Raw genomic sequence first — 12,516 nt, 5'->3', positions numbered from 1 at the left:
ACAGACCGCAGGACATATTCCTGGCCGGGTCACTTCTCGATGAAAACGCCGGGTCAGATCTCAGCAAAAATCAACAGGATCTTGGCCCTTCACAGTATGTCATGAGCAGATTGTCACCCATCCAGGACTGAACCAAACTGCCGAGGCAAGCAGTGTCCGCGCCGCTGGATGATCTGTGGAGGCAGGGTGTATGTACGTGCTGATTGTTGCTGCCACGCTGTTCCTGTCACCTGTCGCAGTGAGTGAGGCTCGGGCCGTGGCGGCCGAAGCGCCGCGCTGCACGTTCCATTCGCTTTCTGCCACCGATCAGAAGCGCTACCAGTCGCGCTACAGGCGCCGGGTGCGCATGCATGGCCAAGCCTATGCGGATGCTTGGTTGCAGAAAGCGGCTTGCCCCACTCCGCAACAGAAAGCCGCTCAGCGGCAGCGCCTGGTGGACAAGCAGGGAAGACCCTGCAAGCGGACTAGGCTCGAAATGCGGGTAAGACCAAGCTTCAATGGGCCCATGACCATGTCGCCCGTTCCGGTCTGTGCCGATTAGAATGTGACTGACCCACGCGTCGCCCTCATGGTGGAGCTTGCCATGCCCTGCCAGTGCTTCCGGAGCAGCGGTGCTGTTCCGTAATGCTACTGGTATCAACACGGGCATTCCCATCCACCGTCTAGAGCGCTGCCAGGCAACTCCAGGCCGGTGGCTGCACGATGCCGCGATGTCAGCTCCGTTCCGCTTCGGCAAGGCGCTCCACGTCGCGCACATATCCCCCGGCATCGAACTTCTTCAGGGTGGCCGGACCCATGGAACGTACATTGCCGTAGACCGGGCGTGGACCCCAGGGCCGGTCATGCAGGCCGAACAGCCAGCCGATATTGGTGAAGGAGTTCGCATCCCGCCCGTCGATGAAGTAGCGGTTGTTCAGGCGCAGCGCCGTGCCCCAGGCTTCCTCCGGCGAGGCCGACCATTCCACGATCTTCTTGCCCCAGTACATGCGCATGTGGTTGTGCATGTAGCCGGTTTCGCGCATTTCGGTCATGGCGGCGTTCCAGAAGCGGTCATGGGTCAGGCCCTGCTCGAACTGCTCAGCCGTGTATAGAAAAGGCCGCGGATCGGAGCGGTGCGCATCCAGCGTCTTGCGCGCCCAGGCCGGTACGGCGGCATACTCGTCGTAGCGCGGCTCGTAGTGCAGGTGGTTCCAGGCGAGCTCCCGCCGCACGATCAACTCTTCCAGGTAGGCCGACCGATCCTCCGCCTGCCCGGCCTCGGCCTCCCGTACCGCCAGGGCTATGGCCACCGGGGAAATCTGGCCGAAATGCAGGTAGGGGCTCATATGCGAGGCAGCCCCGGCTTCAGGACGGCCGCGGTTCTCGGCATAGCCGTCGAAGGACTCCTTCAGATAATCTTGCAACCGGGCCTCGGCCTGTGCCTCGCCGCCGCGGAAGCGCCGCACCGGCCGAACGCTTTGATCCGTCTTCAGGCTGCCGACCAGGCGCGGCACGTCGCTCAGGTCCAGCGTGTTGTCATCGGGCAGGGGGCGGGCAGGGTGGTGAACCTCGCGCTCCTCCAGAGGCACGAGGTAATCAGGCAGCAGCCGGCTGATCTTTGGCCGGAAAGTACGGGCGGCAATTTCGTGCTTGGGCGAGGCGGTTTCGATCGGCACCACCACGTCTCCTTCCACCTGCACGACGCGGCAGGGGGCGCGCGCGGCGAAATCAGCCTGGAACTGCCGGGCTGGGCGCAGTTCGCTGCGGTCGCAGACCACCAGGGCCGCCTTCGCGGCATAGCGCAGCGCCGTCTCCACGGGCGGAGCGCGACGAGCGACAAAGCCGATGCCGCGCTTCTCCAGCGCTGGCCCGACCTCCGCCATGCCTTCCAGGAGGAAGCTCCAGTGACGGGCATTCACCTCCGGGAAGCCCTCGGCGATGCCGTAGCAGACCAGCACGGGCAGGCCGCGCGCATTTGCCTCATCGATCGCGTATTCGAGAGCGGGATTGCAGCGCGTCCGCTGCGACAGGCCCATCCAGTACAGGACGTATTCGGGCTTCTGGCCTTCCGGGGCCTGGTTGATGGTCTTGATGCGGGTCGACTGAATCATGCCGGCCGATGTGGTGCCAGATCGCAGAACCGCTAGGGTGACGACTCAATCACGGCAGCCAGAAACAAGCAGTTGCGACGAGTGCGACAGCGGAAAGGAAGTTCCGGGCGAGGCGGTCATAGCGGGTTGCGATACGCCCCCAGTCCTTCATGCGGCAGAACATGCGCTCGATGACGTTGCGGCCGCGATAAGCACGGCGGTTCAGCGGATATGGATGACGACGCGCGCGGGTCGAGGGAATGACAACGTCCGTGCCCTGGGCTTCAAGCAGCTTACGGAGATGGTCAGCGTCGTAAGCCTTGTCAGCGAGTAGGCGGCGTGGCGGTGCGATGTCATCGAGAAGAGTGTTTGCAACGCTGATGTCAGCGACGTTGCCTGTCGTCAGGATGAAGGCAACCGGTCGGCCTTGAGCATTGGCCAGAGCGTGGATCTTGCTGGTCCGTCCGCCACGTGAGCGGCCGATCGCCTGCGCCGTGTCGTCCCCTTTTTAGCGCCTGCCGCAGAGCGATGGGCTTTGACATAAGTGCTGTCGATGGAGATCTCGTCGGGGATGTTTCCGGCCGCGGCCAGCCGCCCGAAGAGCCGGTTCCAGACACCCTGCACGCTCCAGCGGTTGGAGCGATTGTAGATGGTGGTAGCCGGGCCATACTCGGGCGGGCAGTCGCTCCAGCGGCAACCGGAGCGGAGCACATGCAGAATGCCGCTGATAACCCGGCGATCGTCTACGCAAGGCGCACCGGGACGAGCCTTTGGCAGATGCGGCTCGATCACCGCCCAGGCCTCCTCGCTCAACCACTCCGATCCGCCATGCGGCCTTCTCTCCGGAAACAGCGGAGCGAATCAGAAGAGAACATCTAAATCAATATGCTGATTAGGGTGTCAGCCTAGGTTGCAACGCCGCCATTCACTTGCAGCATCTGTCCATTAATGAAGCCGCCCCCTTCCGAAGCTAGCATGCGCGCCAGAACGGCAACCTCCACTGGAGTCCCGCGCCTACCAGTAGGAATGCGCACAACCACCGGGTCTTGCGGCGCGCCGGCCGGATCCTGCCCGTCCTTGGCGATAGGGCCGGGGGAGATGGCATTCACCGTGATTCCCTGCCCGCCAAACTCCTTCGCCAGCGCCTTGGTCAGGCCCCAGACGGCGTGCTTGGCGACAGAGACGGCGGCATGGCCGTGATAGCCCTGGATGGCGTTCATGCCGGTGAAGTTGATGATGCGCCCCCAGCCACGTTCCAGCATTCCTGGCAGGCAGGCGCGGGTGAACCAGCGCGCCGCATCCATGTCGACAGCCATCACCCGGCGCCAGGTTTCCTCATCCGTCTCCAGGAAGGGGATGGCTGGGCGGATAGCGGCGTTGTTCACCATCACGTCGATGCTCCCGAAATGGCCGGTCGCCTCCTCCACGATCCGCGCGCATTCGCCGGCTTCGCCAACATCGCCCATGGTGACCAGCGCACACCGACCAAGCGCTCGCACTTCCCCCGCCACATTCTCGCAGGCCTCTCGGTCGGAGGAGCCGTTCACCACGATGTCGAACCCGTCCTCCGCGAGGCCGAGCGCCACGGCACGGCCGATATTGCGGCCGGATCCGGTAATGAGAGCGACTTTGCGTTCCACGGCCATCCAAGCTTTCTCCTGCGTCAAGGGCGGCTGCTGAACGGGCCGCACTTTGTTCTGGACCGATGCTGCGGAAGATCTGCCATCAGCCGGGTCGCGGCCGTCAAGCGGCGGAGGCCCTGCATCGGGCCGCATATTCCGCTGAGAGGAATTTGCGCCTTGTGCCGTGATGCCGAGGCGCGCCACCGTTTCGCGGACCATGCCAGCCCCTGATGGGCCGCATGAAAAGGGGCTGGCCAACGGCCACGCAAGGCTACGCGACAGCGCCGCAAAGGGAGGAATATTGCTGTGAAGGTTCGACACCGGCACATGCGCCGAAATTTGGCTTGGCTGACGGCTTCTTTCCTTCTGGCGATGGCGGCCGCTGGCCCAGCCGGGGCACAGGTCCTGCGCATCGGCCTCGGCGCACCGGCCACATCGCTGGACCCGCATTTCCACAATAACGGGCCAAACAACGCCCTGACGATGCACCTGTTCGACCGGCTGGTGGAGCGCGACGCCCTGGCCCGGCCGCAGCCCGCGCTGGCGGAGGCGTGGTCGCAGATCTCCCCCACGGAATGGGAGTTTCGTCTGCGCAAGGGCGTCTCCTGGCATGACGGCAAGGCTTTCACCGCCGATGACGTGGTGTTCAGCTTCGAGCGCGCGCCGCATGTCCCGAACAGCCCCGGCGGCTTCGGCGCCTTCCTCCGCGCGATCGAGCGCGTCGAGGTGGTGGATGCGCATACCCTGCGTCTGCACACCCGCCAGCCGCACCCGCTACTGCCCATCGATCTCGGCTCGGTCAGCATCATCCCCCGGCATGCCGCCGCGAATGCCGGCACGGAGGACTACAATTCCGGCAAGGCCGTCATCGGCACCGGGCCTTACCGGCTGGGCGAATACCGCGCCGGTACCAGTGTCACGCTGCTGCGCAACGACGGCTACTGGGGTGGGGCAGAGCCCTGGGAAAAAGTGGAATACCGCTTCCTGCCGAATGATGGCGGCCGCACCGCCGCCTTGCTCGCCGGTGATGTCGACCTGATCGACCAGATCCCCTTCACCGACCTGGCGCGCCTGAAGCAGGACCCGAAGCTCACCGTCACTGAGATCGCCAGCCTTCGCACCATGTTCCTGGCGCCGGTCTATACCATCGGCGGAGAGCATCCGCAGATCACCGACCATGCCGGGCGGCCCCTGCCGCAGAACCCCTTCCACGACCTGCGCGTGCGCAAGGCGCTCTCCATGGCCATCCAGCGCGATGCCCTGGCGGAGCGGGTGATGCAGGGGGCCGCGATGCCCACCGGGCAATGGCTGCCGGAAGGCGCCTTCGGCCACAATCCCGCCGTCCAGCCCACGCCCTATGACCCGGAGGCCGCGAAGGCCCTGCTGGCGGAAGCAGGCTATCCGGAAGGCTTCCGCGTCACCATCACCACGCCGAACGACCGCTGGCCGAATGACGCGCGGCTCTCGCAGGCCGTGGCGCAGATGTGGACGCGCATCGGCGTGCGCACGGCGGTGGATGCCATGCCCTATGCCGCCTTCGTGCCGCGCCGCACACGCCAGGAGTTCCCCTTGCAAATGGCGGCCTGGGGCAGCTCTACAGGCGAGGCCATCAACTACCTGACCTCGATCACCGGCACTTATGACCGGGCAAAGCTGACGGGCGCCGCCAATATGTGGCGCTATTCGGACCCCAAGCTGGACGCCATGACAGCCCGCGCCGCCGCGACGCTGGATGACGGCAAGCGCGAGGCCTTGCTGCGCGAGGCGGTGGCCTACTACGCCGAGACGATGCCCTATATTCAGCTTGTGCAATTGACCAATAGTTGGGCCATGCGCCGTGGCCTGCGCCACGACCCGCGCATGGACGAGCGCACCGTCGCGATGGGCATCCGCCCGGAATAGGCTTCCCACCCAAGGCAGGCGGGAGGGGCGGCGCAGCTGGCCCGCCCCTCCCCTTCCGCGCCGTCAGACGCTCACGGGCTGGAGATTCTCCAGAAGCCAGCGCGCCAGCCCGGTGGCGCGGGCATCCATGTGCTGCTGGCCGATAAGCTGGATGCCCATCGGCAGGCCCCGCACGGTGGTCAGCGGCACGGTCACGGCCGGCACGCCCAGGGCCGAGGTGGCCGCGTTGTAGGCGATGTCGCCCGTCGGCCGCGGGTTGAGCGGCTGGCCGGGAACATCGCCAGCCCAGGCGGGAGCGGGGCCGGGGGAGGCCGGCGCGATCAGCCCATCCGCCAGCGGCGCCAGGGCCGCCATGTGGTGGCGCGCCATTTCACGCTGCAAGAGCCGGCCGCGGTATTGTTCCAGCGACATCTCCTCCCCCACGGCATGGCGGCGCTTCATCCTTTCGCTGACACCGTCGGGGAATTGTTCCAGGAGGCTCCGCATGGCGCTGAGATTCTCGAAGGCGCAGATCTCGTTGGTCATCGCCTTGGCATCGGCGATGCTGCGCTCGAACGCCTCGATCAGCGGATGGTCGCCCCGCCGCAGGATCTCTACCCCCGCGTCGCGCAACTGCCGCAGGATGCCCTCAAAGGCGGCGAGGGAACCGTCATCGAGCATGGCGTATCCTTCGGATTCCATGACGATGAGCCGCGCGGGCCGGATGGCCGCCGGCACTGTCGGGGGGCCGAACAGGCCGGGCATGCCGGGATCGCCGCCCACGCGCCGCACGATCTCGGTGGCCACCTGCCACATGTCCTCGGGCGCATTGGCATGCACGCCCGCCGTGGCCTGTGAAAGCCCCTGCCGCTCGCCCCGGTTGATGGCGCCTTGCGTGGGCTTGAGCGCGACATTGCCGCAATAGCTGGCGGGGCGGATGATGGAGCCGCCCACCTGCGTGCCGATGGCCGCCGGCACCATGCCCGCCGCCACTGCCGCCGCCGAGCCGGAAGAGGAACCGCCCGGCGTATGCCCGGGATTGAGAGGATTGGTGGTGGGACCTGGCTCGGACATGCCAAGCTCGGTCGTGACCGTCTTGCCAAGGATGATGGCGCCCGCCGCGCGCAGGGCCTGGACCGGCGCCGCATCATGCTTCGGGAAATGGCCGCGATAGGCCGCGCAGCCCATCTGCGTCGGCATGTCCTTTGTGGCAATCAGGTCCTTGATGCCGATAGGCATGCCATCGATAGGCGAGAAAGGGCGCCCTGCTCTCCAGCGGGCTGCGCTCGCATCGGCGGCCTCGCGGGCGCCTTCCTCATTGAGGACCACCCAGGCCTGAACCACAGGCTCCCGCGCCGCGATGGTTTCAAGGCGGCGCTCCAGAAAGGCGCGGGGCGTGTCCTTCCCGTCCGGGAATGCGGCCGTGGCGGCCATGAAGCTTGCCGTCGCGGGGCGGCCGAAGGCGTTCATGCGCGGTTATCCTCCTGAAGGGGGTTTATAAGAGGTGGCGGCCTTTGGCCGTGTCATGGGGCGGCCGGCATGGGGCAGGGCAGGGTCACCTCCCGGCTCACCGCCTCCAGCCGGGTGAGATCCGGCAGGGGACGGCCGAAGCCGGGCAGATCCCGGAACAGCTTCTCCAGCGCCATGGCGGCATCGAGCATGAGGCTATTGGCGCTGCGAAGGCCGATTACCTGCAACCCAAAAGGCATGCCGTATTCATCCAGCCCGCAAGAGATGCAGATGGCGGGGTGGTGGCCCATGATGGAGATGGCGTAGGTCACGCCGGCAGTGTCGAAGAGCGGACATGATTCCTCCGGCGACATGGCCGGCGCTGGACGCCTGTAGGGCATTCGTCTGGGGCGCGGCCAATGATCTGCTGTCGAGGCTAGATCCCTCTCTCCCGCCCGATCAACGCGGGACTGGCGAGAAGTTCCGTTCTGCGGAATTCCGCCTTAGATTGGGTGCGCGTGACCGGGAAGATAGCCGTTCAGGCGAGACAGCGCGGCCGCACGCTGCATGAGGAGACTGGCCAGTCGAGCCTGATGGGCTTCGGAGAAACGCGATTGAGGCAAGGTGATGCAGAGATCGCCTACGATCATCTGGTCAGCGCCGAAAACCGGTGCTGCGATGCCAACCGCATTCTGCGTCTGCTCACCCCGTGTCAGTGCATAGCCTTGCGCGCGGATGCGGGCGAGGCGCTCTGCCAGTTCTATACTGCTTGGTGGGTCCCGGCCGTCCAACGGCGAAAGCTCGCCGCGCCGCAGGACGCGCTCCACAGCCTCCCGACCGAGCCAAGCGAGCAGGCACAGCCCGGTCGCGCCCCAGAGAAGGGAGCGAGAGTGATGCATGCGGATCTGATAGGGAACTGGCGCTGAAGCGGGCGCCTTCTCCACGAACATCATGGTCAGGGTTTGGGGCAGGAGCATGCCGAGCATGCACGTCTCAGTCGTTTCGCGCGCCACTTCCTGGACAACGGGCCGCGCGAGGCGGAGCACGCCGGCCTTGCGTGCCGCGAGAGCCCCGATCCGGCTGAACTCTCCGCTGACACGGTAGCGCCGTCTAGCTGACCGCTCGATCAGCCCTGCAGTGACGAGTTGGTCCAGCAGTCGATGCAACGTGCTTGGAGCAAGTGCGAGTTGCTTCGAGAGATCCTTGATGGAGACGCTGTCCCCCCCTTCTGCAAAGGCCCGTAGAATATCGGCTACACGCGAGACAACGCTGGCAGCGACCGCGCCGTCATCTGAATCGCCAGGTGCATAAACTAGGTTGTCTGTTCCAGCCATCTCTCAGCCTGTCGATTTTGTCAGGTTTGAATCTCGCAGCGCTGCATCGCTCAAAATCTAAAGCAAGTAAGAGGAAAGATACCAGCATACTTGTTGAGTCCCGTTTCAACGATGTTGGTGGTCGTGAATAGCTGCGACGGCAGCTAAATCACGTGCTGGGCTGGAACAGCTCGGTGATGAAGGTCGCCGGACCCGCATGTCTGGTCCGGTCAGCCTCGCTTCACCGGCACAGTTATGGCCAGATCATGCTGGGCTTGCTGGCGCAGTTGCCGGAAGGGAAGCGGATCGGGATTGGATCGCCCATACCGGTCGTAGGCAGCGTGCACCCGACCCTCCAGAAAGCAGACGAAGCGCACCTCGCCCTAGCAGACTGAGAAGGGTGGCCACCGTTAGTTCGGTTGGGCCGGACAAGGAATGCCGGACGGGCCGGTGCTGGGCATTGTGATGGCCCGGGCTACCCGACCGCCGCAGCGTCTGGCCCGGTCAGGGCGAGGTCCAGCAGCGTCTCCAGCGCCGGGCGCAACGCGGCTTCTGTCGGGGCGGCCAGGGCCAGGCGCACGGCATCCGGCGCATGGCCCGGGCCGGCCGCGAATTCCGCCGCCGGCGAGACCGCGATGCGGTGCCGCGCCGCCGCCGCCACGAATATTTCCGCCCGCCAGGGATCGGGCAGCTCCAGCCAGAGATGATACGCGCGGGGGTCACCGCGCAGCGTCAGGCCGCCGCCGCCCAGCACCTGCCGCGCCAGGGCGTTGCGCCGCTGCGCGTCCTGCCGCTTCCGCAGCACCAGGGCATCGACGCTGCCATCCTGCATCCAGCCCACGCTGGCCGCCAGTGCGAAGCCCTGCGCAGCCCAGCCACCAAGCCGGAGCGCCGCGGCCAGCCGTTGGCGCAATGCGGGCGGGGCCGAGAGGAAGCCGAGCGTCATACCCGGCGCCACGCGCTTGGACAGGCTGTCCACCAGCACCACCTGCTCCGGCGCATGGGCCGCCAGCGGCGGCGCCGCGTCCGCGGACAGGAAGCCATACACGGAGTCCTCAACCGCAATAATGCCCAGCACACGGCACAGCGCCGCCACCTCCTGCCGCCGCGTGGGCGGCATGGTGGTGCCGAGCGGGTTGTGCAGTTCCGGCTGCAGGTAGAGCAGCCTCAAGGGATGCGCCGCATGGGCCGCGGCGATGGCATCGGGCCGGACACCCTGCTCGTCCATGGCCAGCGGAACGGTCTGCAGCCCCAGGCGCGCGGCGATGCCCTTGCCCAGCGAGTAGGTCATGGCTTCCAGGCCGAGCCGCTCCCCCGGCGCGATCAGCGCCGTAAAGCAGGCGGACAGTGCCTGCTGCCCGCGTCCGGCGAAGAGCAGGCTGTCCGGTTCCGGCATCCAGCCGCCCCGCGCCATCAGGCGCGCGGTGGTTTCGCGCGCCGCGGCATCGCCCACCACGCTGGCGCGGGACAGCAGGGGCTGCAGCGCGTCCGGCGTTGCCAAGCGCGCCAGGGCCGGGGCCAGCAGGGTGCCCTGGTCCGGCAGCACGCAGAAATTCAGTTCCAGGTCAACGATGCCGCTGGGCGTGGCCTCGGCGGCCGGAACAGGCGGAAGGCCCTGGGCCGCGCGCAGGAAGGTGCCGCGCCCGACCTCCCCCACCGCCACGCCGCGCCGCACCAGCTCCGCATAAACCCGGCTGGCGGTGGAGGGCGCGATGCCCTGGCGATGTGCGTAGTCGCGGCTGGGGGGAAGCCGGTCGCCCAGCCTGCGCCGCCCGGCGGCGACGTCCTCGGCCAAGCTACGGGCCAGCGTGTCGGCCAGGATGCGGAAGTCAGTCATGGGAATATTGTACTCGGAACAATTGCAGTGTTGAAGAGCAATTACGGCGCATGGCAATCAACACGGGAGAGCAATTTGGAGCAATCTTGTGCAGGTCGGAGCAATTTTTGGGTTCAGGCGGATGGACGGCGCAGTGGCACAGCCGCTGCGGCGCATCCTGGAGCTGCTGGCGCTGTGGCATCGTCGGGCCTCAAGCCGTACCGCGCTCCGCGACCTGCCATCCGAGCGGCTGCGCGACATCGGCGTCATGGAAATGGATGCCGCGCGCGAGGCCGCGCGGCCCTTCTGGGAGGGTTGAGCATGACGGATCGGTCCTATCGCTACGTCACCCTGGACGTGTTCACGGCGCAGCGGTTCGGGGGAAATCCCCTGGCGGTGCTGCCGGAGGCGGAGGGGCTGAGCGACGCCGAGATGCAGGCCGTCGCGCGCGAGTTCAACTTCTCCGAAACCACCTTTGTCCTGCCGCCTGCCGATCCCGCGCATACGGCACGGGTACGCATCTTCACGCCGACCAAGGAAATGCCCTTCGCCGGGCACCCGAATATCGGCACCGCGACCGTGCTGGCCTGGGAAAGGCTGGCACGGGGCGAGGCGCTGCCGCAGCCCTTCCTGTTTGAGGAAGCCGCGGGGCTGGTGCCAGTTACCGTGCGGGTGGAAGGCGGCGCGGTGCTGGAGGCCGAGCTACGCGCGCCCCTGCCCCTGTCGCGCCTCGCCATGTTGGACCCCGCCGGCCTAGCGGCCTGCCTGTCGCTGGGGGCGGAGGATGTCGTCACCGCGGCGCACCGGCCGCAGGTCACCTCGGTGGGCGCGCCCTTCGTGGTGGTGGAACTCTCGGGACTGGAAGCGCTGGGGCGCATCAAGCCCAACCCCGTGGCCTGGGATGCCGTGCTGCCGCGCGACGGCGCGTCCTCCATCTACGCCTATGTGCGCGTGTCCGGCGACACGCTGCGGGCGCGGATGTTTACCCGCAGCCTCTACGAGGATCCTGCCACCGGCAGCGCCACGGCCGCCGCCACGGCGCTGCTGCTGGACCTGTCTGGTGAGGCACGGATTGCCCTGACCGTGCACCAGGGCGTCGAGATGGGCCGCCCCAGCCTGCTGCAAGCAACGGCCTGGCGGGATGGCAAGGGCGTCGCCGCAGGCGTGGCCGGCGGCTGCGTGCCGGTGATGCAAGGGCGCCTGCGGCTGTAGGGCGCATCCGAGCGGCCGGGCTACGCTGACGCACTACATTGGAAGCCGGGCTGCGTACGTGTCTGTCGACCTGATTCGGGAGGCCGTGCGTCAGCCGGAGAGCTATCGGGTCGCGCCGGCTTGGACGCTGTTGACAGCGTCGTCGGGGCCCGCGGACCGGGCCGGCGAGCGGCGAGCCAAACCAGGTCTCCCACCTGAATATCCGTCTCCTCTCGCTACAGCCCGAAAGCAGCCGTACCGCTCTCGGCCAAACTCTACCGTGTTCGGCGGTTGGCCCCCCCTATTAGAGAGATTAAGAAGCCCTCCTGCTCTGCCCCCGCCCGCTCCCATCGAGCCCGATAATCGCCGCGCGTCGGGCGGAACGGCTGGAAGTCACGCGAGCCAGGGAAGCGCGTCTTGAGGCCAGCCGCTTGGCCCAGGAGGCCGGGGCGGCACGCCAGCGCGCCGAGCAAGAGGCTGAAAGCGCGCGCCGGCGGGCCGAGGAGGAGGCGCGCGAAGTCGAGCGCAAGGCAAACCTGCGCAAGAAGCCAGGCTTGGCCGCGGTGCTGGCGAGCCACCAGGCCGCCAAGAAGGGTAGGAACTAAAGCTTCGCGGCTGGCCGCGTCCGCCTCGGCTCGCGCTGCCCTGGAGGAGGAAGCCCGGCAGGCCAAGCGCGGGCTGGGGGCGCTGCCGGTGGCGGAGCGGGTGCCGCCCTGGCAGTGGCGCCGGCAAGGGCAGTCCAGCCAGCCGGCGCCTGCGCCCACGCCCCGGGCTTCGGCAATCTCCGGATCAGCCGCCTTCAGCTTCGGCGGCAAGCGCTACTGCCGCGGGATGTCGAGCTATGCCGAGGCACGCTTTCACCTGCAGCAATGCGGGCTGAGCCGGCTGGATGGCGATCGCGATGGCGTGGCCTGCGAGAGCCTTTGCCGCTAGAACTGCGCCTCTCTCCGCCGGCTTGGCAGGCGCCACGGCCCGTGGCGATACGCGGCTGATGTCCTGGTATGACGCGCAGGCTGCGACCCTGGTGCCGTGCTACAAGGCGGTGCAGCCGGCGGCGCTGCACGCTTGGTGGCGTGACCTGCTGCCCGAAGCCCCTTTCGCCCTGCTCGACCTCGGCGCCGGCAGCGGCCGCGACGCGGCCTGGCTCGCCGCGCTCGGCCACGAAGTGGTGGCCG

At 67.2% G+C, this 12,516-nt stretch carries 13 protein-coding genes; 6 read left to right on the top strand and 7 right to left on the bottom strand.

All coding sequences use genetic code 11. The features are described from left to right. Positions 1–713: 713 nt before the first annotated feature. The 3 genes from F0Q34_RS20900 to F0Q34_RS22400 form a co-directional block, all read right to left on the bottom strand. Positions 714–2,090 carry a deoxyribodipyrimidine photo-lyase gene (locus tag F0Q34_RS20900; RefSeq protein WP_149814313.1) on the bottom strand — a complete coding sequence of 459 codons (1,377 nt, stop codon included), beginning with the start codon at positions 2,088–2,090 and terminating at the stop codon, positions 714–716. A 49-nt stretch (positions 2,091–2,139) separates the two neighbouring features. Further along, a protein-coding gene (locus tag F0Q34_RS20895) for an IS5 family transposase (protein ID WP_302466763.1) occupies positions 2,140–2,921 on the bottom strand; the annotation gives its coding sequence in 2 pieces (ribosomal slippage) (positions 2,140–2,577 and positions 2,580–2,921; 780 coding nt in all). 53 nt (positions 2,922–2,974) lie between these two features. Next, on the bottom strand, positions 2,975–4,180 hold the full coding sequence (locus F0Q34_RS22400) for an SDR family NAD(P)-dependent oxidoreductase (RefSeq protein ID WP_241665610.1): 1,206 nt from the start codon (positions 4,178–4,180) through the stop codon (positions 2,975–2,977). Between F0Q34_RS22400 and F0Q34_RS20885 the strand changes: the two genes are divergently transcribed. After that, entirely contained in the window at positions 4,175–5,593 is a 1,419-nt protein-coding gene (locus tag F0Q34_RS20885; RefSeq protein ID WP_241665609.1) for an ABC transporter substrate-binding protein, read from the top strand. The two genes, F0Q34_RS22400 and F0Q34_RS20885, sit on opposite strands and share 6 nt — an antisense overlap. Positions 5,594–5,656: 63 nt before the next feature. Here the strand turns inward: F0Q34_RS20885 and F0Q34_RS20880 are convergent, their stop codons facing one another. From F0Q34_RS20880 to F0Q34_RS20865, 4 genes are all read right to left on the bottom strand, one after another. Beyond that, positions 5,657–7,042 (bottom strand): amidase, encoded by a 1,386-nt coding sequence (locus F0Q34_RS20880; RefSeq protein ID WP_149814310.1) that lies wholly within the window; start codon positions 7,040–7,042, stop codon positions 5,657–5,659. 53 nt (positions 7,043–7,095) lie between these two features. Next, positions 7,096–7,395, bottom strand: a complete 300-nt coding sequence (locus F0Q34_RS20875; RefSeq protein WP_149814309.1) for a hypothetical protein — start codon at positions 7,393–7,395, stop codon at positions 7,096–7,098. 129 nt (positions 7,396–7,524) lie between these two features. After that, complete coding sequence (locus F0Q34_RS20870; RefSeq protein WP_149814308.1) at positions 7,525–8,355, bottom strand: IclR family transcriptional regulator; 831 nt, start codon at positions 8,353–8,355, stop codon at positions 7,525–7,527. A 454-nt stretch (positions 8,356–8,809) separates the two neighbouring features. Beyond that, entirely contained in the window at positions 8,810–10,171 is a 1,362-nt protein-coding gene (locus F0Q34_RS20865; RefSeq protein WP_149814307.1) for an aminotransferase-like domain-containing protein, read from the bottom strand. A gap of 133 nt (positions 10,172–10,304) precedes the next feature. Between F0Q34_RS20865 and F0Q34_RS20860 the strand changes: the two genes are divergently transcribed. The 5 genes from F0Q34_RS20860 to F0Q34_RS22205 form a co-directional block, all read left to right on the top strand. Further along, complete coding sequence (locus F0Q34_RS20860) at positions 10,305–10,469, top strand: DUF1127 domain-containing protein (protein WP_161600980.1); 165 nt, start codon at positions 10,305–10,307, stop codon at positions 10,467–10,469. 2 nt (positions 10,470–10,471) lie between these two features. Then, positions 10,472–11,362, top strand: coding sequence for a PhzF family phenazine biosynthesis protein (locus tag F0Q34_RS20855; RefSeq protein WP_149814305.1), 891 nt, complete (start codon positions 10,472–10,474; stop codon positions 11,360–11,362). A gap of 410 nt (positions 11,363–11,772) precedes the next feature. Next, on the top strand, positions 11,773–11,946 hold the full coding sequence (locus F0Q34_RS21955) for a hypothetical protein (protein ID WP_161600979.1): 174 nt from the start codon (positions 11,773–11,775) through the stop codon (positions 11,944–11,946). An 88-nt stretch (positions 11,947–12,034) separates the two neighbouring features. Then, entirely contained in the window at positions 12,035–12,274 is a 240-nt protein-coding gene (locus F0Q34_RS22690; protein ID WP_370751309.1) for an excalibur calcium-binding domain-containing protein, read from the top strand. A 58-nt stretch (positions 12,275–12,332) separates the two neighbouring features. After that, the coding region (locus tag F0Q34_RS22205) for a methyltransferase domain-containing protein (protein WP_241665608.1) at positions 12,333–12,516 on the top strand (184 nt) is incomplete at its 3' end.

The organism is Teichococcus oryzae (genome assembly GCF_008386565.1).
Lineage (GTDB): Bacteria > Pseudomonadota > Alphaproteobacteria > Acetobacterales > Acetobacteraceae > Pseudoroseomonas > Pseudoroseomonas oryzae.
Note: the sequence above shows the minus strand (reverse complement) of the source record. Positions and strands in the feature narration are given on the sequence as shown.